The 21,621-nt window shown below is 54.2% G+C and carries 15 protein-coding genes and 1 tRNA gene; 7 read left to right on the top strand and 9 right to left on the bottom strand.

Going from position 1 to position 21,621, the window contains the following annotated elements:
* The first annotated feature begins 89 nt into the window (after nt 1-89).
* The gene (locus MK110_08115) at nt 90-1,277 is read left to right on the top strand and encodes a DUF1444 family protein (protein MCH2211253.1); all 1,188 of its coding nucleotides are present in this window, start codon (nt 90-92) and stop codon (nt 1,275-1,277) included.
* Between the two features lie 90 nt (nt 1,278-1,367).
* Nucleotides 1,368-2,417, top strand: coding sequence for a UDP-N-acetylglucosamine--N-acetylmuramyl-(pentapeptide) pyrophosphoryl-undecaprenol N-acetylglucosamine transferase (locus tag MK110_08110; GenBank protein MCH2211252.1), 1,050 nt, complete (start codon nt 1,368-1,370; stop codon nt 2,415-2,417).
* Here MK110_08110 and MK110_08105 read toward each other — a convergent pair.
* The 4 genes from MK110_08105 to hisF all read right to left on the bottom strand — a co-directional run bounded on the left by MK110_08105 (nt 2,376) and on the right by hisF (nt 7,494).
* Nucleotides 2,376-3,734 carry a hypothetical protein gene (locus MK110_08105; GenBank protein MCH2211251.1) on the bottom strand — a complete coding sequence of 453 codons (1,359 nt, stop codon included), beginning with the start codon at nt 3,732-3,734 and terminating at the stop codon, nt 2,376-2,378. The two genes, MK110_08110 and MK110_08105, sit on opposite strands and share 42 nt — an antisense overlap.
* 61 nt (nt 3,735-3,795) lie before the next feature.
* On the bottom strand, nt 3,796-5,133 hold the full coding sequence (locus tag MK110_08100; protein ID MCH2211250.1) for a DUF1501 domain-containing protein: 1,338 nt from the start codon (nt 5,131-5,133) through the stop codon (nt 3,796-3,798).
* Between the two features lie 293 nt (nt 5,134-5,426).
* Nucleotides 5,427-6,572, bottom strand: coding sequence for a PilT/PilU family type 4a pilus ATPase (locus MK110_08095; GenBank protein MCH2211249.1), 1,146 nt, complete (start codon nt 6,570-6,572; stop codon nt 5,427-5,429).
* A 142-nt stretch (nt 6,573-6,714) separates the two neighbouring features.
* Nucleotides 6,715-7,494 carry an imidazole glycerol phosphate synthase subunit HisF gene (hisF, locus tag MK110_08090; GenBank protein MCH2211248.1) on the bottom strand — a complete coding sequence of 260 codons (780 nt, stop codon included), beginning with the start codon at nt 7,492-7,494 and terminating at the stop codon, nt 6,715-6,717.
* 152 nt (nt 7,495-7,646) lie between these two features.
* Between hisF and aroB the strand changes: the two genes are divergently transcribed.
* Nucleotides 7,647-8,744: a 3-dehydroquinate synthase gene (gene aroB / locus MK110_08085; GenBank protein ID MCH2211247.1), complete on the top strand. Its 1,098-nt coding sequence runs from the start codon at nt 7,647-7,649 to the stop codon at nt 8,742-8,744.
* A 214-nt stretch (nt 8,745-8,958) separates the two neighbouring features.
* On the opposite strand, the gene MK110_08080 is transcribed toward aroB, so the two are convergent.
* Nucleotides 8,959-9,144 carry a hypothetical protein gene (locus MK110_08080; protein ID MCH2211246.1) on the bottom strand — a complete coding sequence of 62 codons (186 nt, stop codon included), beginning with the start codon at nt 9,142-9,144 and terminating at the stop codon, nt 8,959-8,961.
* Nucleotides 9,145-9,622: 478 nt separating this feature from the next.
* On the opposite strand from MK110_08080, the gene MK110_08075 reads away from it, so the two are divergent.
* On the top strand, nt 9,623-11,077 hold the full coding sequence (locus tag MK110_08075; GenBank protein MCH2211245.1) for a DUF1501 domain-containing protein: 1,455 nt from the start codon (nt 9,623-9,625) through the stop codon (nt 11,075-11,077).
* A gap of 356 nt (nt 11,078-11,433) precedes the next feature.
* Here the strand turns inward: MK110_08075 and MK110_08070 are convergent.
* Nucleotides 11,434-11,507, bottom strand: a tRNA-Ile gene (locus MK110_08070).
* 666 nt (nt 11,508-12,173) lie between these two features.
* On the opposite strand from MK110_08070, the gene MK110_08065 reads away from it, so the two are divergent.
* Together MK110_08065 and MK110_08060 are read left to right on the top strand one after the other, a co-directional pair.
* A complete protein-coding gene (locus tag MK110_08065) occupies nt 12,174-13,715 on the top strand; it encodes a YifB family Mg chelatase-like AAA ATPase (protein MCH2211244.1) in 1,542 nt (513 codons plus the stop codon).
* 124 nt (nt 13,716-13,839) lie between these two features.
* Complete coding sequence (locus MK110_08060) at nt 13,840-14,583, top strand: 2OG-Fe(II) oxygenase family protein (GenBank protein MCH2211243.1); 744 nt, start codon at nt 13,840-13,842, stop codon at nt 14,581-14,583.
* A gap of 433 nt (nt 14,584-15,016) precedes the next feature.
* On the opposite strand, the gene MK110_08055 is transcribed toward MK110_08060, so the two are convergent.
* Nucleotides 15,017-16,666, bottom strand: a complete 1,650-nt coding sequence (locus MK110_08055; GenBank protein ID MCH2211242.1) for an Nramp family divalent metal transporter — start codon at nt 16,664-16,666, stop codon at nt 15,017-15,019.
* 263 nt (nt 16,667-16,929) lie between these two features.
* Here MK110_08055 and lepA point away from each other — a divergent pair, with 263 nt between their 5' ends.
* Nucleotides 16,930-18,732, top strand: a complete 1,803-nt coding sequence (lepA, locus tag MK110_08050; protein ID MCH2211241.1) for a translation elongation factor 4 — start codon at nt 16,930-16,932, stop codon at nt 18,730-18,732.
* 201 nt (nt 18,733-18,933) lie between these two features.
* Here the strand turns inward: lepA and MK110_08045 are convergent, their stop codons facing one another.
* Together MK110_08045 and MK110_08040 are read right to left on the bottom strand one after the other, a co-directional pair.
* Complete coding sequence (locus MK110_08045; GenBank protein MCH2211240.1) at nt 18,934-21,069, bottom strand: DUF1549 and DUF1553 domain-containing protein; 2,136 nt, start codon at nt 21,067-21,069, stop codon at nt 18,934-18,936.
* Entirely contained in the window at nt 21,066-21,611 is a 546-nt protein-coding gene (locus MK110_08040) for a sigma-70 family RNA polymerase sigma factor (GenBank protein ID MCH2211239.1), read from the bottom strand. The genes MK110_08045 and MK110_08040 overlap by 4 nt, the downstream gene beginning before the upstream one ends.
* Between the last annotated feature and the right edge of the window lie 10 nt (nt 21,612-21,621).

Below are 21,621 nucleotides of genomic sequence, written 5' to 3'. Positions count from 1 at the left end.
GTCCACAGGACTATTCTGAATTCCAGGGACCTGCGAACTGGTTTCGATGCCGTTTTCCCAATTCTGTGCAGTTGATACAAAAAGAATCAGTGACTGAAATTCGGCCGCAGTTCGCTGATACATCTGAAACATGGTCCATGATGCTGTACGCCGCATGGATTGATCCGGATTCCTCCGCAGAGTCTGCACCGGCGTTCTCAGTCTCGACACTGTTCCCTGACGTGGTACGGTCACGACACGGGGATCCTCTGGACATTCCGACATCAAGCCGATGCTGGACCGGCTCGTCTCGCCGCCGCGACAGCGGATCCTGGTGGAAATGGTTCAAACGCCGACCCTACGAATGGAGGCTGTGGATTCTGGAGCATAAAAATGTGATGCTGGTGGTCAGTCTGCAGTCCACTCCAGGCAAAGCACTGGACACCACAACAGTCAGCACATGTGTGTCGATCCTGCATTCCGTCAGATTTGCAGAAACTCCGGCCATGCCCCCGGAACCGTTTCGCCAGGAAGTGATCGCGCTTGCGCGGAAACACTTTCCGCTGCTACAGGTTGAATCGAAAAGCCGATTTGCCCTCGAACTGCAGGGATCAGAAATCAACCTTTCTAATTTCTACCGATCTTATTTGCAGCAGCCCAAAAATTTTTCTCAGATTGTCCTGCCGGGATTGACCAGTGTCGTACGTCTGCAGGAATGGGGGCCTGAACAGGTCATGCCGCCGTTTGAACAGGTAGAAGATCGTATCCTTCCAATGTTGTATCCGGATGAAGACGCGGGTGACACGCTGAAGGATTTTGTTCAATTGCCGTGGATCGGAGGGCTAACTCAGGTTTTCGTCATCGATGAGGATGATACTTATCGATTCGTCCATGGTGAGATGCTTCAGCAGTGGAACCTTTCGGTAGAATCACTGCAGGAACTCGCCATGATCAATCTGGAAGGCTACGCCGCTGACCACCCCATGCAGGTCAATCTGATCGGTGATGAATCCGACCCCCAGATGCTGGTTCCCGTGAATCCGGATCCTTACAACAGTGCCCGAATTCTCGGGCCGACGTTTCACCAGCGATTGAGAGAACTGTTCGGTCCGGAAGTGATTGTAGGCGTTCCGAATCGTGACTTCTTTGTTGCCGTATCACTGAATCACCCAAAACTCATCAGTCATGTACGCGACCGCGTAGTCCATGATTACCAGTCAATGCACCATCCACTCACACAAAGACTGCTGGTGATCTCCGCCGACGGTGTCAGTGAGTACTGTGAAACCGAAAATTAGACAGTGCCTGTGACCGGTACACGGAATCATTCAAGGCATCTCGTATTCTCCGGCGGAGGTTCCGGCGGACATTTAACACCGTCGATTGCCGTGGCTTCGGCAGTGTTTCAGCAGGACCCTGATGCACAAGCTACATTTTTGACAAGTCATCGGGATATTGATCGCGTCGTTCTGGAAAACTCATTCGTTGCCGACGACAAACGATGCTCAATTATTTCGCTTTCGGTGACACAACCGCCCGGTCTGAAGTGGTCGAACATCTCACAGACACGGGCTCTGGCAGGTTCCGTGCTCCGATGCCGGCGACGGTTCAAAAGCATCAGTACACACGTTGTCTTCGCAACAGGTGGCTTCGCGTCACTGCCCGGACTGCTGGCGGCAAAACGGTCGCGGATTCCTACAGTCCTGTTTGAAGCAAATACTCAGCCCGGAAAAATCACCCGATGGTGGAAGCCGCTGGCAACCGCACGTTTTTGTGCCTGGCCGGCAGAAAAGGTTCCGCTGCTCACTGATTTCAAATGTGTCGGAATGCCCGTGCGGTCATGGAACACCGACACCACAAATGAAACCCACTCTTCAATGACTCTCGAATCCCGCCGGATTCTGATCGTCGGGGGCAGTCAGGGTAGCCAACGCCTTAATGAAATCGTGCATGCAGCACTGCCGCGACTCAAACTTCCCTACGGCTGGGAAATTCTCCACCAGACCGGTTCAAACATTCGTCCCGTCATCGTCACACAGTCTGGTCAGCCCCGCATCACCACAAAGCCCTACCTCGATGACCTGCCCGGAACACTGGAAAGCTCGGCATTTGTGATCAGCAGAGCAGGTGCGGTCACACTGGGTGAGATCGCTGCCACCGGATGTCCGTCCATCCTGGTCCCACTGAGCACCGCAGCACTCAACCATCAGCAAAGCAACGCCGAATTTCTAAGGCAACAGGGAGCAGCACTGGTTATCGATGAAACCGGTTCACATCCGCAGGTCGATCTGGCAAATGCTGTTCACGCCCTGGTCAACAATCATTCATCAAGACAAATGATGAGCCAGGCCGCCCGCCTGCTCCATCGCCCCAATGCCGCCGATGAAATTGCCCGTTCACTGATCGAGCTCTCCGATCTGACGCAGCGCAACCACTGAACCGGCCCTCAACAGTTCCTCATCTGTGCTGAATCGTCGCCGGATTCTCTCCGGAAGAATAATCCGGTAGGCAGAATTTACACGCAGCCAGGCGACTCCTTCGACCACGCCCGGCAATACATTTCGCAACGTTACTGTCTGAGATCGCCACGGTGGTGCAGGCTCCCAACTAACCTCGAACACCACCGGAGATTTGCTGCTCATACGAAAGATCACCGGTACCGGACGTACCGGACGAGCCCCCTTAAGCCACAGGTCAGCGGCAGCCTGGTGGGCCAGCAGCGGCAGATTCAGTTCCTTCAACAGATCGCTGCGCTTCTTATGATACCACCCGGAATGTGGATGGTTGTGTCGACAGGTTTCCAGCAGATCAAGAGCGGCTCCACGATATCCTCGACGTCGTTCCCGGCGAATCGCCAGCAGCACGTATTGAGGCTGCGTCACATCCACAAGACTCCGAAGCCGTGCAAATGTCATTTCAAATTCGCGATTCAGCTGCTCCGGACATTTGATCGGGTTGCGGGCAACGACATCGGGCAACTCTCGATAACCAAGCGCCCGTCCCTTCCGATACAGCAGATCCGCCACCTCAACAGAGTCTGTCCCCGGTCTTTGTTCAAGTTCAGGAATCAACTGATCAACCAGAGCCACGATTTCCAACAGATGGTTTTTGCGTTCGGATGGCCGGTCAAGCCTTCTCAGTTGCCTGTAAAGCTGCTGAAATTTTTCCGGATCTATCGTCGATTCCGAAACGAAACCACCCGGGGAAACGGTTGCCTTCGTGATTTTCGGCAATTCCCCATCGATCACACGATTCGACGTGTCGTCACGAGTGAGCAACATGCGAAGCCAGTCCTGTGGTGAGGCTGTATCGGACTCCAATGTCACTATTCCATGGGCCTCCAGCTTTCCATCAAGATCATAGTCGACAAACAGTCGGAGGTGCGGCTGATGTTCCTCCTGGATTACCACCGTATCGAACCAGACCGGGTCAAACGGACCGGTGTGATGAAGTCGTCTGTTGATTTCAGACGTGGCATCGTCACCGGCCAATTCATGTTTCCAATGATCAAACTGCTGCGCCACCTGCAGCAGATGCTTCTGTTTCAACTCGCCGGCGAACGGTCCGCCGTTCGAGTCTGTCAACAGTCCCGCCCAGGCGCGAATCGGAACCATGTTCGAACTCGGCAGATCGAGACTCCGGCCACTCACACCACAAATCCGAATGTCACTGACGGGAGTACGCCACAGAATTGTCCGGGTGGGTTCAGCTGCTGACGCCGGCAAAGCCAACAGACAAAACAACAGCGTTACCATTGGTAACCTGCCGGATGTAACCGATCTGCGGTCAGTCACCCGACCCGCAACTAAGTCAAAGTCACACAAGTTCAGGTACCGGGATTCGTTTGTCGACGAGATACTGCGGTCGACCGTTCGGATCGTCGATCGTGGTGGTCATCGGATCAATGCCAATATTGTGGTAAATCGTGGCCACGATCTCCTGCATATCAACAGGGCGATCGACGGCATATTCTCCAAGGCGGTTCGTGCAGCCGATGGCCTGCCCGGCCATCATACCGCCACCCGCCAGCAGGGCACAGCTGACCCGCGGCCAGTGATCTCGTCCGGCCCCTTTGTTAATACGGGGTGTTCGTCCGAATTCACCCCAGACCACAACAGTCACATCGTCCAGCATGCCACGTTCATCGAGGTCTTCCACCAGTGCACTAACAGCCTGATCCAGTCTGGGACCGTGATGACGCATCAGATCGAAGTTGGCCCCGTGGCTGTCCCAGCGTCCGTATGAAAGTGTTACAGAACGCACACCGACTTCCACAAGTCGTCGGGCGATCAAAAGGTGATCGTTACACGTCGGCGCACCGTCATACTGATAATGGTAGGGCCTGCCGTCACCATACCGTTCTCGCGTCTCGGACGACTCTTGGGAAATGTCCAGCGCGTCAGCAAGACGGCTGGATGTCAGCACCCCGAACGCTGCCTGGTTAAACACATCCATTTCGTCGATGCTGCCGGTCACATCGGCCGTACGTTTGAGTTGGTCCAGACCGGTCAGAAGTGACCTGCGATCGCTGAGCCGGTCAAGTGTGACACCGTTAAGTGTCAGATGATCAGCACCTTCATGACCTGGCCGAAAGGGCTGCCATGCCGAACCCAGAAAACCCGCGGAACCCGGCTCCGACCAGGGGGCATGTCTGGTTGACGCAGCCAGAGCAACCGTCGGCGGAATGCCGGTATCGGCAGAGCCCAGCACTCGACCAAGCACCGACCCGATGGAAGGTCGCCCACCAATAGGCCGCATACTGCCTCGACTCCAACCACTAAAACACTGAAAGGCATCGTGACCTGCATTAATTCCGACAACGGACCGAATGACTGCCAGTTTGTCCATCATTCCGGCAAGCTGCGGAAAACATTCCCCAATCTGAATCCCTGGAACAGCTGTTGAGATCGGACAAAACTCCCCGCGAATTTCTGCAGGAGCCTCCGTCTTGATTTCCCACATATCCTGATGCGGAGGACCACCGGCCAGAAAGATATTGATCACAGCCTTGTGTGGTAACCTGGCAGTCGATTGCGATTCGGATCGCAGAATATCAGCCAGCGTCAGTCCGCCGCACAGTCCCCCAATCTGCAAAAATGCGCGACGGTTAACACCGTCGCACATACGTGAAGATTGACCAAACAACGTCAGCATCGGGAACTCCTGCGGCCGGGAGCAAACGGTTAACTCAGGCCACGTCACAAACTTTCAGCTGGATTCTTTGACAAGTAAGGGTGTTCCGAGAAAGAACGGAGCGGGAGGCAGCTGACTAAAGCGTAACTGGAGCGGGACATACCGTCAAGAAAATGCCCGACAGTCCGGTCCACGTCAAAACGCAGGAAATCCGGGGAATTTCCCGAAGTCAAATCACATCCGTTTTGCCAGTCGGGTCGCAAATCAGGGAACAGTCTGCCTGATCGTTCATATGTGGATTGCAGCTTCCGGTTTCACAATATCGAAGGACCTTTGACTTCAATTCCCTTGAGTCTCATTTTTAATTCTTCAATGTTCGGAGAGACTTCGAACGCGGCTTCCCGGCTGATGTATTCCTGAGTTACAAAATCATAGAGGCTGTCGTTAAACAACTGCATTCCTTCTTCTTTTCCGATTCGGATTGCAGCGGACAGCTTTTCGTCTGCACCTTCCATCACCAGTTTTCGTACGGTTGGATTGAACGTCATGATTTCCACGATGGGGACGCGACCAGGCTGATCGACAATTGTTTTAAGCAGTTTCTGCCCAACGATTGCTTTCATGTTCATACCGATTGCCGCACGCACAGCTGCATGCATGGCGGCCGGAAACAGGTCAATAATTCGGGCAATCGTACCAGGGGCGTTTGAGGCGTGAATGGTTCCGAACACAAGATGCCCCGTTTCTGCCGCATGGATCGCCGTTTCAAACGTTTCCTGGTCACGCATTTCTCCAACGAGCATGATATCCGGGTCTTCACGCACCGCATGTTTCATAGCAACATGAAAATCGATCACATCCATACCGATTTCTCGCTGGTTGATCAGACATTTGTCGGACGTGTAAACAAATTCAATTGGGTCTTCAATCGTCAGGATATGACGATTCATGTTGTGATTGATCCAGTCCAGCATCGAAGCGATTGTTGTGCTCTTGCCGGAACCGGTCACACCCGCCAGCAGCACCATCCCCTGGTCGAATTTACACAGACTTTCCATAATCGGTGGAAGATACAGATTTTTAAAAACTGGAATATCGCGTTCGACCTTTCGGGCAACCATGCCGACCAGCCCAAGCTGAGTCAGCAGATTCACCCGAAATCGCCATGATTCGTCCTTGTAGCTCACCACTTTTGAAAAGTCGGCCCCGCCATCCCGATGAAAGATATCCAGGTTTCGCTGGTCCATCATGGGAAAGGCAAGCTTGATCATCTGTGACTCAGAAATCGGTGGCATATTCAGCGGCATCAGAGTTCCGCGTATTCTCAAAACGGGTGGTCGTCCCACCTGCAGATGAATGTCCGAACAGCCCTGTTTGACCCCCATACGAAAGATCTTGTTGATCTCAATGTCCGCCTGAGGATCAAAGTTGGATTTGACCCATTCACGTGCCTGCACCATCGCTTACCACACTTTCCTTTGAACCAATGCCGTTTTATTCAGTTCGGATTCGGACGCGACATCCACTGCCTGCAAACCTTCAGTATCAAAACTAACAGGATTAAAACGTTTTTTTTCAGTCTGACATTCGGTTCCGCAGATCTCAGACACTTTCGTGCATTCGTACAGGAACACCGTGTTTCGCAAAATGCTGTTTTGTTTCCTGAATCGTATACGTGCCATAATGGAAGATACTGGCAGCCAGTGCTGCGCTGGCACCACCGTCCGTAACCGCTTCCAGCAGATGTTGAGGTGATCCGGCACCACCACTGGCCACCACCGGGACCGACACCGCATCAGCAACAGCCCGGGTAATTTCAAGGTCGTACCCGTCTTTGGTGCCATCCGCATCCATACACGTCAGCACAATTTCACCGGCACCCAGTTGTTCAATATTTTTCGCCCAGGCCACCGTCTCCAGTCCGGTGGGAATCCTCCCGCCATTGATGTGCACATCCCAAAATTCCGTGCCGTCCTTTTGAACGCGTTTGGGATCAATATTGACCACAATACACTGGCTGCCAAAACGTTTTGCTGCTTCCTGTACAAATTGAGGGTTTGTGACGGCCGCAGAATTGATGGAAACCTTGTCACAGCCGGCGTTCAGCAACTGCCGAATGTCTTCGACCGTTCGAATCCCGCCACCAACAGTCAGTGGCATAAACACCACTTCGGACGTACGGGAAACAACCTCCAGAATAATGTCGCGTTCTTCGTGACTGGCTGTAATATCCAGGAAGACAAGTTCGTCGGCTCCCTGTTCTTCATACTTCTTCGCAATTTGTACCGGATCGCCGGCATCCTGCAGATTGACAAAATTCACGCCCTTGACGACTCGGCCCGCGTGAACGTCCAGACACGGAATGATACGCTTTGCCAGCATGTCTCAAAATCGTCTCGTGAATTCGAACGTGTGAGTTCATGGTGAATGTGGATACCAGTTGCACACCCATCAAACCGACAAGACCGTCAATGGTCAACTGTCCGACTGTCACCAATCCCCGATCCTTTGAATTGAGCCCCGGTTGTCTCCTGATGCCAGATTACCCCCAGCAAGTTTCTGTCCAGTTGGGCAACCGATCGTATGACATCCTCATTGGTAACGGGATTCTTCCGGAAACTCCGCAGCTTCTTGCCCGGAAATCAGGCCGATTTCTGATTGTAACGGATGAACACGTGCAAAACCCGCATGCCGACGTCGTCTTGCAGGCGCTTCGGAGCGCGGATGCCCACGGTTCGATCGTTACAGTGGCTGCTGGTGAACGGTCGAAATCGCTGACTGCACTTTCAACGTTATATGACAAGCTCGTGGAAATGTCGGCGAATCGTCAGACGACGATCGTCGCGGTGGGCGGTGGAGTCGTCGGAGATCTGGCTGGATTCCTGGCAGCGACGTACGCTCGAGGTTTGCCATTTGTTCAGGTACCGACAACGTTATTGGCGATGGTCGACAGTTCGGTCGGCGGCAAAACAGGAATCAATCATGCCAAAGGCAAAAACCTGATCGGAGCATTCCATCAACCACGTGGCGTGGTCATTGATATTCAAACTTTGAATACTCTGCCGGACCGGGAATATCGGTCCGGGCTGGCGGAAGTCATCAAATACGGCGTCATTCTGGATGAACAGTTCTTTTCATGGCTGGAAGAAAACGTCGATGGCATGCTCAGCCGTGATGCGAAGATTCTGGCTCATATCGTAGCTCGCAGCTGTGAACTAAAGGCCGCCGTCGTTCGCAAGGATGAATTCGAAACGACCGGACTTCGAGCCGTACTGAATTACGGACACACATTTGCCCATGCATTCGAGGCTCTGTCCGGCTACAACGAGCTTCTGCACGGAGAGGCCGTATCAATTGGCATGATCTGCGCAAGCCGCCTGGCTGTCCGCCTTGGTCGAATTCCGGCCGAGGTCACGGACCGTCAGGTGGCAGTATTGAAGTCCGTTGGACTGCCCGTGGATGTTCCTGAGAATCAGCTGGCACGCCAGCAGGAAATTGTAGACTGCATGATGCTGGACAAGAAGACAGTTGACGGACAGCTCCGGTTCATCCTTCCGGACAGGATTGGCCACGTGGAAACGGTGGAGGGCGTGAGTGCCAGTGCAGCTCTGGAATGTCTGACCAACACGTAGGCCACCGACGGCCACGCCATCATCCGCACTGCACCCGCCCCCCGGGAATAAGTCCACTATGCTAAATGGGGCCAGAGGGACTCGAACCCCCAACCAACGAGTTATGAGTTTTATTGCGGGTGTCCGTGGCTTCCACTTAGCAGAAAAAGCACAGTATTTTCTGCAGTTCGTCGGCCGTAGTGTTCACGGTTTCCGCTCGCATTGGTGTCAAACGTCAGACACCCACGGCCTGTTCGGTGAACAACTTGTTGACATCGTTAACCGCATCAGTCTCTGCATCAGCGAACAGGTGCGAATAGGTGTCCGCTGTCACCTGGAAACTCTTGTGCCCTAATCTCTGCTGGATAACTTTCATGTGTGCGCCTGCTGCGATCCTGAGAGCCACCTGTTGATGCCTCAAGTCATGGAAGGTGTACCGATCTGGGATATCAGCTGCGTCCCGGATCGGATACCAGACAGTTCGATTAAAGTTCCCCTAGTAATACCAAGTGCTTTCGAGAGTCGGAAACACATTAGTTTGCGAACCACGAAAATCAACGGACATTAATTCTTTCACGCCCTCAACCTGAAAGACTTTATCGACGTAAGTCGTTTGACAGGAATCCTTTATATCATTATAATATACTGTTCCTCTGTCTTCTCTCTCTCAGAATCACCCCTTGAAAGAATGAAATAATTATCCTGACTGATTCAGTGGCGGGATTCCTTCGCTTGACTGGCGGCAGATGCACCGAACGTGTTACATCAATCTGTATCTCATATGCACGCAGCAAAACAGGGCAACGACAACTGTCAGAGCTGGCACTTGCGTTTCACGAAAACGCGAATTAGCGTTTCAGAAGACGCACTGCAGCAACGACCGCAGGGAACGGTTCAACGTGCAGACTGAAACCAGAAAAGTACAGCATCCCGTGTTTTCACGCCGGTCGACAATCCAGGCCGGAGCGCTGGGTTTCCCGGGACTCGGTATGAATCATGTCCGGCAACTGCAGGCTGCGAGTCCGGCAGAATCCGCACCGGCGAAGCGTGTTGTCTATGTCTTTCTCACCGGTGGACTTTCTCAGCACGACAGCTTCGACATGAAACCGCTGGCGCCCGACAACGTGCGTGGTGAGTTTCAACCGATTTCGACAAAGATTCCTGGCCTGCACATTTGCGAGCATCTGCCCCTACTGGCTCAGCGCGCCCACAAATGGGCGCTCGTACGTTCGTTGTCGCACTCGTCGAACGAGCATAACGAATCGCACACGATCATGCTGACCGGACGCAGTCAGTTGCCGCCGGGTTACGACCGAAACAAACCACAACCGGGCGACTGGCCATCGATCGCCGCGATCGCCGGACGGCTGACGGAGCAACGTGGCAATCTGCCGCCAGCCGTCGTACTGCCGCAACGCCTGCTCAATATGAACCAGGGTGGTGTCGTGATTCCCGGCCAGTTTGCCGGCACGATGGGCAGTCGACACGATCCGTGGTTTATCGAAGCGTCACCCTATCGCGGCAACGATGTCAAGGGCGCGTATCCCGACTACGCCTTCCGTCGCCGCAGTGAGAATCGTGTGGTCGATCGGTCTCAGTTTAAGGCTCCCGGTCTTTCGCTGCCCGAGGGACTGACAACGGCCCGCATGGACCGTCGCACCGAACTGCTCGCTTCAATCGAAGCCCAGCGGCGCGAGTTGGACAATTCGGCAGCCGCGAACAAATTTGACCGTTTCCGGCAGGGAGCTGTTTCCCTGTTGACAGACAGTCGCGTGCAGCAGGCGTTCGACGTCACCAGTGCAAAACCGGAAATCGCCGAGCGATACGGCCGCAACCTGTTCGGCTGGTCGATGCTGATGGCCCGCCGTCTGCTCGACACCGGCGTCAATCTGATTCAGGTCAACCTTGGCAATTTCAACACGTGGGACCTGCACGGAGCAATTTTCCCCCTGTTACGCGACATGCTGTTTCCTCCCGCCGATCGAGCGTTAACTGCATTTCTGGACGACCTGGACGAAAGTGGCCTGCTGACGGAAACGCTGGTCGTCGTCGCGGGAGAATTCGGCCGGACACCGAAGATCTTTCGCTTACCAAACACGTACAAACTGCCAGGCCGCGACCATTGGGGCGGTGTACAAACAGTGCTGCTGGCTGGTGCCGGAATTACCGGCGGAACAGTCATCGGTTCGTCCGACAAACTGGGAGCGTATCCAGCATCGGAGCCACAGAGACCCGAAAACCTGGCCGCCACTATTTATCAGGCGCTGGGACTTCCACGGTCAGCCGTCTGGTACGACGATCTCGATCGCCCGCACGGAATCTACCACGGTACACCGATCCCCGGTTTGCTGTGAAGAGACGCACAAAGCGTAAAGATCTCTCAACCATGTCTGCCGCACAGATATTCGTTCGAACAGAATGGCCGCCAAAGTCGACCTGATGACAACGCAGCACAGTCGGACGTCTTGGCCGCGCACAGTGTCCGGCAGCAATGCGATCCGGTACGAGTCGTCCGGGACTTTCTCTGGATCTTCAATCCAAGAGGAAAAGGTATACCACCACTCGTTCAGCCACGAGAGAAATTCACGTTCCTCTTCCGTGTCCACAGCTGGACTCTCCGACTGGCGTCAGATTGGTGTCACTGCACCCGTCCAATACTCGTCGCCAAAAGCCTGCATCCCTCTAACCAATAAAAACACTGGCGAAAAAGTGGGGCCAGAGGGACTCGAACCCCCAACCAACGAATTATGAGTTCGCTGCTCTAACCGATTGAGCTATGGCCCCCGGATTGGTCCAACACATGTGTTGAATCAGAACAATTCCCGGTCCCCCAAAGATTCCATCTCCCACACACGCCGGACACCAGCATCACCACCGAAGATCACTTAATTTCCCAAACGGAAACAGCCAGTGAGCCAGGAAAATCGGCAGCAACCGGTCTGACATCGGATCACAACCTGCCCCCAACGACAACCGGCAGCAAGTATCTGACTGATTGACAAAATTTGCAAGCCGATCCATCCCACCACCAGATACCAAACTGGTGACCTGACCGGGATCTGCGTAGTTGTTTTCAGAGGATCACTGCGGTACTGACAATTGCAACTCAACATTCGACTCTACGGATGTTCATGCTTTTCAAAACAAACCCGAACGCTGCACCGTTCATCGGACCATCGGACATAAAAGTGGTACCGACGGACGGCCCGTGCATATACGTCGCAGTGCGAACACTCCACACCAGTCTCCCTGTTCGTCGGGTTCGCTTACAGACACGGATACTTTGAAAACCCTGTTACCTGCGGAACCTCCGTGAATCCTGCAGGTTAACGCCTGCGGATTGAGTCCACTGAAGTGCAGGTACTTCAGAACGCCGCGCAGCATTGCATCTCCGGCGGTCCCTGGTCAGACTCGCAGAGTTCACGTTCGGCGTTTCTCCGGAATGACGGCATGCTCTCGCGACTCGCCACCTACACTTTGCTTGGAATCGAAGCGCTTCCGGTGGAAGTCGAGGTTGATATTTCGCCCGGCGCACTTCCAAAAACCATCCTGGTGGGTCTCGCCGAAGCCGCCGTTAAAGAGAGCACCCATCGAATTGAACGAGCTCTGGTGAACAGTGGCTACGGCCGACCGATTGATCGTATCGTGATCAATCTCTCTCCGGCAGATCTCCCCAAAGATGCTGCGTCACTGGACCTGCCAATCGCTTTGGGACTTTTGATTTCCGACGAGCAGATAGAGGCGGCCGAACAGTTTCTCAATTCTGTGTTTGTGGGCGAGTTGGGGCTCGACGGCAGTCTGCGACCGGTTAAAGGTGTCCTGTCAATCGCCCTGGCAGCACGGACTGCCGGACGCACTCACATTGTTGTGCCGGCGGCCAATGCAGCGGAAGCGGCAGTGGTGGAAGGCATCGATGTGATCGCCGTGGAAATGCTGGCTGAAGCCGTTGGATTTCTGACCGGCAATCTGGAACTGCATCCGGTGCAATTCAGCTGGGAGGGCGCTCGGGTTGACTACGGTCAGTACGACATTGACTACGTCGATGTCAAAGGTCAGGAATCCGCTAAACGCGCCGTAACGGTAGCGGCAGCAGGATGTCACCACATTCTGATGATCGGAAGTCCGGGAACGGGCAAGACGTTATTATCACAGCGACTGTGTACAATTCTTCCGGAGCTGCAGCCTGAAGAAAGCTTGGAAACAACGCGCATCTACAGCGCGACTGCCCGACTTGAGCCCGGGCAGTCACTGATGCTGCGTCGTCCGTTTCGGTCGCCGCACCACACCATCAGTGAAGCCGGACTGGTGGGTGGCGGCAGCACTCCAAAACCGGGTGAAATCAGTCTGGCTCATCACGGTATTCTGTTTCTGGATGAGCTCCCGGAGTTTGACCGCCGTACTCTGGAGGTCCTGCGGCAGCCACTGGAAGATCAGCTTGTAACCATTTCCCGCGCCATGGGCAGTGTCACGTTTCCGGCGAATCTGATGCTGGTGGCCGCGATGAACCCGTGTCCATGCGGTTTTCGTTCCGATCCGCGTCGTCAGTGCAACTGCACACCTATGCAGATCGAACGCTACCTCAGCCGCATCAGTGGCCCGTTACTGGACCGGATTGACATCCATATCGAAGTGCCTCCCGTTCCGTTCCGAGATCTGTCGGATCAGGTCGCCGGCACCTCCAGTGGTGAGATGCGGCAACAGGTTGTGACTGCACGAGAACGGCAGCTGACCAGATTCTGTCACGACACAACCAGCGTGAACGGTAAAATGAAGCCTCAGGAAATTCGCAGACACTGCAAACTGGTATCGTCTGCTGAACAGCTTCTGAAGGCTGCCATGCAGGACATGGGCCTGTCAGCCCGGGCCCATGACAAGATCCTTCGCATCAGCCGCACTATCGCGGATCTGGAAGACATGGACACTATCGAGGAACATCACCTCAGCGAAGCCATCAACTTCCGCACACTGGACCGCAGTTTCTGGCAACAATGACTTCTGCAGTTGCACTCGCCACTTACACTTTGCCTGGAATCGAAGATCGTCCGGTCGAGGTCAATATTTCCCCCGGTGTACTTCCTATTGAAGCCATCCGGACCGTTTAAAGCACAATCCAACCATGCATATTTCGACGAACGATAATTCGGCAACGTTGCATGCACTCTTCCCTACGCTGGTTTACCAAAGTCGTCTGGAAGACCATCAGAAGCATCAGACAGCCTTCAGGAAAGAAGCGGAGCATTTTGGGTTTGAAGTAGAACGTGGTGCCGGCGGTAAACACTTTACCGGTGAATACCACGGGCAAATCCTGCTGCATCAACAGGAATCACTTCGACCATTCTTTAGCACTCTCGCTGAACACGTCAGCAAGTACCTGCAGGTACTTGGAATGAAGCCCGCTTTCTTTGAAATGCAGTGCCTCAAAAGCTGGTTCGTTCTATTTCCCTCCTGCGGAGATGAGGACAGTGCGATTGTCATGCACAATCATTCGTGCAGCGACATATCATGGGTGTACTACATTGATGTTCCGGAAGACGGACCCGTCATTCGTTTTCATGCGGGACGACGACTCAACACATCACCATTCGAATCAGCATTTCACTACGACTGGCACAACGAAGAAAAGTCGGCCGTCGATAAACTGAACTGGTGGAATCGCGATACCTGGTCGATTCAGCCAAAGACAGGTGACCTGCTGATGTTCCCCGGACACCAATTGCATTCGGTAGATGCTAATTGCAGTGAAACAGTGCGCACGTCGGTTGCCGGAGACATTTCGCTGGTGCTCCGGGAAGAACACCTAAACCTGGAATACGGACGAACCGCCAGCAAGCATTGGCTGACGCTTCCGCTGCCACAGTAAACGAACACTAAGCGGCCGTTAATATGGAGGTCTGCACGTTTCAGTTTGCCGGCTGAACCCGCACGTCCACTTCGTTGACGACGATCGCTTCTTCTGCCTTCGGATCACTGCCCACCTGCGTCACCGAAAGAACATTTTCGCAGCGTTGAACCGGCAGGCCCCGGAGGTTGAATCAGCGACTGGAGAAAGGCGGACTCGGCTGGTGGGACAGGGGACCGCTGGCTCCCTTTCGAAACTCGATCCGCCCGGCCTCGGAACTGACGTGGCAGGTCGAACCTCCGCGCTTTACATGCCGGTCGGGATCCGCCGCATGGTTTCCGGTGCGACCGATTGCAGAGGGAACGACGATCCGGCCATTGAGCATCACCTCAACCCCGTCAGCATCCGCGTCCCAAACAACCGTTTACGGTGATAACTGTTTCTGCGGTCGCAATCAGCCCAGCTTGAGTAATTCTTTGTAGACTCCGTAACCACCAACAATGAGCATACCAATGCACGACGTAATCAGAGCCAGATCCCACAAACGACTCGGTCGCAGTCGAATATCGGTTTCACGATAGCGGAAGTACAGCGCCCCATAACCCAGTACCGGCAACAGCAGGCTTTGGCAGGTTCCGGAAATCATGATCAGCAGCAACGGAGCCTTCACAACCAGATAAACGAGGACGCAGACCAGCGGCAGACAGAATGAGAGCAAACTGACAAGGAACCGGCGTTGTTTGGAATCGACATTCCGGTCAGTCAACCCGATCACCCCCGTGAAGTCGGCAAAGACTCGCGAGTTTGACGCATTGGCAACCAGATAGGTCGAATACAGGACGGCAATCGCACCAATCAGTAATAACAGCCGGCCGTAGTCTCCAAAAACCGGAACATAGCTTTCGGCCAGGGTGGCAACCAGTCGCGAATTGCCTGGAATTCGTCCATCTTTATGCAGTACGGCAACCCCCATCAGGAAGAATGCGGCAGTGGAAAGCGTGTAGATCACCATCGATGCAAAGGCATCATATTTCATTACCCGGATCCAGCCTGTTGCCCGCAACAGCCAAGCCTCCGATTCGTCCTTTGGACCAACTGACGTTGCATACCCTTTCTCGAGGCACCAGTACGGATACATCACCAGTTCAGAAGCACCAACTCCAATAATTCCGAATGTGGCGAGGGCTGTCATGATGGCATCCGAACCTTCTGGAAGTCCGAATGAGAGACCGCGAATGATGTCGGATGTTTCAAGTGCGTAATCCGTTCCCTGAAGTGCGATGACATTGCCAATCGTTAGGAACGTAAAGGACACAACAAGGACAACCGAGAAATTCTGGATCATCCTGTAACGCCCAAAGTACAGGGTGACCGCCGTAAACAGTCCGATGATGATGGCCCAGATACGGTCATCCCACGTCGATGGTGATGTCATCCCATTCAGAATATTCAGTTGTTCACTGCGTTCCTGATCATCAGCAGCGTTGACCACAAGCTGTGCCTGCCGCAGAAGATCTGCTTTTTCCTCCGCGGATAACTCGTCCAGCTCCTCTTCAACCCAGCCAAGTTCTTTGGAGGCCGGATCCTTCTGCTGAATCCCGACATATCTCACAATGCTTTGGGACGCGGGGCTGCGCATCGTGTCCTGATAGTCACCTGTGATTGGAAACGTGATGGCGACGGCCTGACTCACCCCCCCCACGATACCTCCGAGCTGGCCGATGGTTGCCAAAGCCATGATTGACCAAAGCAGAACCACCCAGTTGATACGTTTGGTACGGGGACCGGGCACCCGGTTCAGTGCGGTCAGCGTGGTTTCACCACTACTGACGGTGAACCGTCCCAGCTCCAGCTGCACAAACACTTTGATAACGCATCCCAGCAGGATCAGCCACAGCAGTACGATGCCCGCACTGGCCCCGGTTTTGGTGGTCATGATCAGCTCACCGGAACCAACAATACTGGCCGCAATGATCAGACCGGGCCCGATCTGTTGCAGAATACTGCCCATGCCGGAAGGCGGATCCTGGATATCTGCCGACAGTCGCTGATCACCTTCAGCGGCTTTGGTCTTTTGGTCGTCGGGTTGAACTGCATCACTCATTCGACCGGTCGCTCCTCAAATTCCATCCTGTACAGGCAGGGCAGCATAGCATCGTCTGACCAGGTTCGCATGTGAACCACCGCTGCAGACACAGTTGAGCAGTCAATATCCTGGAACTCCTTCTTTCAACCGGGATTCCTTCAACGACGCTCTCGACCCGATCCAGGGTGAATGGATACTATGCGTGGCCGGTTCGCGTAGCAGGCCATCAATCCGACGTTTCTGATCCTCTTCCATCTCCTCTGTCATTTCAGCCATTCATTATGGACACGCGATTCATTCGCAATTTCAGCATTGTGGCTCATATTGACCACGGCAAGAGCACACTCGCCGATCAGTTGCTGCTGAGGAGCGGCACGATCACAGAACGGCAGTTTCGCGAACAGATCCTCGACGATCTGGAAATTGAGCGTGACCGCGGAATCACCGTTAAGGCACGATCGGTCACGATCAATTATACGTTTGAGGGCGATGTCTACGAACTGAATCTGATCGACACCCCGGGCCATGTCGATTTCCACTACGAGGTGAGTCGCAGTCTGACGGCCTGTGAAGGTGCCTTACTTTTGGTTGATGCGTTTCAGGGAGTCCAGGCTCAAACTGTGGCCAATGCTTACGCGGCCATCAATGTGGATCTGGAGATCGTCACAGTCCTGAACAAGATTGACCTGCCGGTGACGCGGATTGATGAAGTACTGGAAGAGGTTGAATCGGTTCTGGGACTCGACGCCACCGAAGCTCTCAGCGTGAGCGCAAAAGCAGGACTCAATATCGACGATGTGTTCGATGCGATCATCAAACGCGTTCCGGCCCCCCGCGGCGATCGCAACGCTCCGCTGAAGGCACTGGTGTTTGACTCCAAGTATGACAAATACCGGGGTGTGATTACGTATGTGCGCGTTGTCGATGGTTGTGTTCACAAAGGGGACACGATTCGTTTTATGCGGGAAGGTCTGCAGAGTGAAGTCATTGAAATCGGACAGTTTCGCCCGAACCTCACCGCCTGCGATGAGTTGGGGCCCGGCCAGGTGGGATATATTCTGACCGGCATCAAAGACCTCAGTCGCGTCACAGTCGGAGACACGGTGACACTGTCGGGGCACCGGGCCGAAGAGCCTTTGCCTGGTTATCAGAAACCAAAGCAGATGGTTTTCTGCGGCATGTATCCGATCGATGCGACGGATTTTGAAAACCTCCGCGATGAGCTTCAGAAACTGGGTTTGAATGACTCCAGTTTTTCGTTCTTTCCGGAAACCAGTGATGCCCTTGGGTTCGGGTTCCGGTGTGGATTCCTGGGTTTGCTGCACATGGAGATCATCCAGCAGCGTCTGGAACGTGAACAGGACATGGACCTGATCCAGACGGCACCCAACGTGACGTTTGAGTTACTGCTGCGCACGGGCGAAACAGTGGTTATCGACAATCCTCAGGACGTTCCGGATCCAGGAGTGATTGAAGAGTTTCGCGAACCGATCGCTCGGGTCGGTTTTATCGTCCCGGCAGAAAACGTGGGTACATTGATGCAGCTGTGTCAGGACCGGCGAGGTGTCTACAAAAACACCGAATATCTGGGGCCTCAGCGGGCCCAGCTGATCTACGAGCTGCCCTTAAGTGAAATTGTCTACGATATGTACGATAAGCTCAAAAGTGTGACTCGCGGTTACGGCACCATGGACTACGAAGTGATCGGCTACCAGGCGGCCGATCTGGTAAAGATGGACATTCTTGTCAAAGGAAATCGTGTCGATGCGTTGTCAACGATTGTTCATCGAACGACGGCCGACCGTCGAGGTCGTGCACTGGTGAAAAGACTCAAGAAGGAAATCACGCGGCACCAGTTTGAGATTGCCATCCAGGCAGCGATCGGAACACGAGTCCTGGCCCGCGAAACGATTTCTGCCTACCGCAAAAATGTGACGGCAAAGTGCTACGGCGGTGACATCTCCAGAAAACGCAAGCTGCTGCAAAAACAGAAGGAAGGCAAAAAACGGATGAAGCAGTTCGGAGAAGTGGAAATTCCGCAAAAGGCGTTCCTGTCGGTCCTGGAAGCAGGTAATGAAGACTGAAACCCTGAACAGGCTCGATGCGTGCTGAGTGGTCCGGAAGGACGCTGCCGCTGAGATGACACTCTGCGCTGTTGAGTCTGCATCAGGCTGGTCACCCGTAATTTCAGATCCCTGAATCTCCGTTCAGAAGTTGCTGTCGGATCAGCGTCTCGATTACGACTGTTGGCCCTGATACTGCGGGCCACAGCTGATCACACAGCATTAGTGGATCAGTTGGAATTCACTGCTGTTGAGGTAGGTCCAAAGCAGATCTTCGGTCACCTGAGGCAATGCAGTTCGACGGCCGGCGGAACGAGTCGTCCGCTTGAGATACTGACGAAACAGGGCGGATTCCCGTGATGTGGGACGACGAGTGAGCACCGCCAGTGAAACCTGTTCGAGGACACGGTCGACCGACGAAGACAGATCATCTCGGGCCAGTAGTGTTTCGATCGCCCGGCGAATGGCAGAATTGACGTCGGCGTCATTCATCATCACCATAGCCTGAGTGATCCCGCCCACGAATTCGTTGGTTTCATCATTTTCATCGGTATCATACGGTCGGGCAAACTGATTGATCCATCGACGTCGATGATCTGATTCCTCTGCCGTCTCCCGGGTCTGCATTGAGACGGCCCGAATGGCCACTCGAATCGAATCGTAGACCTGTTCCGGAGACATCCTCCGCATGTAAACTCGGCTGAACAGAGGTAAAATCCCTGATTCGGGTGCATCCTGTTCGTTCTCCGGAGTCGCCTGACTGCTGCACTGCCATGCGTCTGAGAGTGCGATCCATCTTTGAAGTCGCTGCAGGTCATACCCGGAAGCAACAAAAGCGTCGGACAACAAACCCAGCAGTTGGGGATGGCTCACGGCAGCATGCGGGCCCATGTCGTCAACACGACTGGTAAATCCAAATCCAAAGAATTCGGCCCACATGCGATTGATCATCGCCCGGGCCACCCGTAGCTGCGAATCCGTGGCCAGGTATTCCGCCAGAACGACGCGGCGGTGGACACTGCTTTCCGCCGGAATTTTGCGACCATCGTATGCAGGCACAACAGCCTCCTGCCGCCCGTTTCGGGTTTCGTAGAACGTCATTCCTGCCACCCGACGATCGGCCAGGCGAAACGTCTGATCCTGACGCGAAGACGTGGAACGACCCACATCATCCAGGGTTGCTTCTGCATTCTGGAAGAAAGCATTCAGGGCCCAGTAATCCTGCTGCTGTACCTGTTGTGCAAACGGGTGATTGTGACACTGAACACACTGAAGCTGTTCGCCAAGAAACAATCGAGCGGTCACGGCCGTGGCCGGTGTCGCCTGATTATCAAGATGCGCCAGCAGAAAGTTGGTGGCACCGTTATCGTCCGAGCTTCCTTCAGCACTAATCAACTGACCAACAACAGTGATCCACGGTCGGTTTTCAAGAAACGCATCATAAAGATATTCCATCAGCGCAGAGCGATTGATGCGCTGATGCCCGGACCGCCCGACCAGCAGACCTGTCCAGACTTCAGCAAGCCGCCGGCTGCGCTCGGGACTGTGCAGCAGTCGATCCATGATCACCCGACGCGACTCACTCTCAGTTCCGGCAGGTGTGGACCGGATCTCATCAACCGACGGAATTCGCCCTGCCACAGTGAGCCAGGCTCGTCGTGCCCATTCCTCAGCCGGTGCCCGGGGAGACGGCGGAATTCCGTTTTCCCTCAGAGTCTGACTAATCTGCTGATTGATTGCCGCAATGATGTCTTCGTCTGAAAATCCTTCCCTAAAAAAGTTCCGGGCAACGTCGGGACGGTCTGCAGTATCACTCGTCGAAACCGACGGGACCACGACAATGGGGCGGGTCAGACTGTCAAAATGAAGTGGATTCAGCTCAGGCGATTGAGACAGTTCGTCACCGGAATGATCTTCGACCGATGGATCGTGAATCAATGCACGAGTCGCTGACGGCCCCACCGACGTGACCGGGCCGAAAGAGCGAAACAGCCGAAAGAGGCCCGGCACGCATACCGCAATCAGAACAACGCCCAGTGTGACCGACCACGGACGTGACCACTGACGTTTGCGTACAGACGCAGACACGGCACCGTGTTTCCACTGAGCCAGTGACGAATCACTTCCCGCATCAGTCTGCATAACCGAACTGTCAGTTGTCCGTTCCGAAGACACCGACGGGCTGTTCACTGCTCCCCACGTTAAATGTCCGTCCAGCAGCATCATGTCAACGTACAACTCAACAATACCGGAATCCTGACGCATCAACGCGGCAAGACGGGATTGCTCGTCTTCCGACATCACTCCGTCAATGTGGCAACTGATAAGCCGGGCAGCCTCTTTCATTGGATCGGTCATCTGACCTCTCCTGACGCCAGTCGCCGACGGATACATCCGGCCAGAGTACGACGAATGCGTCCGAGAGACTGATACACCGAATTCGCCGGTCGTCCCAGTCGCCGGGCAATATCGTCACCGCTCGTTCCGGGCGAATACCGCAGTCGAATCAGTTTTCGATCTTTGGCCTGCAACTTCTGAAAACAGTAATCCAGAGCCTCTCGCCGCAGTTCCAGTTCGTCGGAAGAAGCTTCCGTCTGACCGGCAACACGATCCAGCAGATCCCCTTCCAAAAATTTCAGTTTTCTGCCGCGAGTACGCCGGAATCGAAAGACTTCAAGCCGGGCGATCGCTCGTCCCCACGCCAGAAAACTGTTGCCAGGTTCAAACTGTTCGCGTTTGGCCCACATGATCAGATTTGTTTCCTGGAGAACTTCGTCAGCATCCGGTCCATTGCCCACGAGAGGCAGAATATGAAGGAATAATGAACGCTGGTTGCTGGTAAACAGACGAATGAATTCGTCGTCGCTGAGCAAACTGGCTGGTTGATCATCAGGGTTCATGAAGACACGA

The sequence above is a fragment of the Fuerstiella sp. genome (genome assembly GCA_022447225.1).
In the GTDB taxonomy this organism is placed as follows: domain Bacteria; phylum Planctomycetota; class Planctomycetia; order Planctomycetales; family Planctomycetaceae; genus S139-18.
The sequence above is the reverse complement of the archived record's forward strand: the minus strand, read 5'-3'. Positions and strand labels throughout refer to the sequence as shown.

What these genes read in the sequence shown, in the direction of transcription:
- MK110_08105 (MCH2211251.1), bottom strand. Translation starts at nt 3,734, where the DNA reads ATGGTAACGCTGTTGTTTTGTCTGTTGGCTTTGCCGGCGTCAGCAGCT.
- MK110_08100 (MCH2211250.1), bottom strand. Translation starts at nt 5,133, where the DNA reads ATGCTGACGTTGTTTGGTCAATCTTCACGTATGTGCGACGGTGTTAAC.
- MK110_08095 (MCH2211249.1), bottom strand. Translation starts at nt 6,572, where the DNA reads ATGGTGCAGGCACGTGAATGGGTCAAATCCAACTTTGATCCTCAGGCG.
- hisF (MCH2211248.1), bottom strand. Translation starts at nt 7,494, where the DNA reads ATGCTGGCAAAGCGTATCATTCCGTGTCTGGACGTTCACGCGGGCCGA.
- aroB (MCH2211247.1), top strand. Translation starts at nt 7,647, where the DNA reads ATGCCAGATTACCCCCAGCAAGTTTCTGTCCAGTTGGGCAACCGATCG.
- MK110_08065 (MCH2211244.1), top strand. Translation starts at nt 12,174, where the DNA reads ATGCTCTCGCGACTCGCCACCTACACTTTGCTTGGAATCGAAGCGCTT.
- MK110_08060 (MCH2211243.1), top strand. Translation starts at nt 13,840, where the DNA reads ATGCATATTTCGACGAACGATAATTCGGCAACGTTGCATGCACTCTTC.
- MK110_08055 (MCH2211242.1), bottom strand. Translation starts at nt 16,666, where the DNA reads ATGAGTGATGCAGTTCAACCCGACGACCAAAAGACCAAAGCCGCTGAA.
- lepA (MCH2211241.1), top strand. Translation starts at nt 16,930, where the DNA reads ATGGACACGCGATTCATTCGCAATTTCAGCATTGTGGCTCATATTGAC.
- MK110_08045 (MCH2211240.1), bottom strand. Translation starts at nt 21,069, where the DNA reads ATGACCGATCCAATGAAAGAGGCTGCCCGGCTTATCAGTTGCCACATT.
- MK110_08040 (MCH2211239.1), bottom strand. Translation starts at nt 21,611, where the DNA reads ATGAACCCTGATGATCAACCAGCCAGTTTGCTCAGCGACGACGAATTC.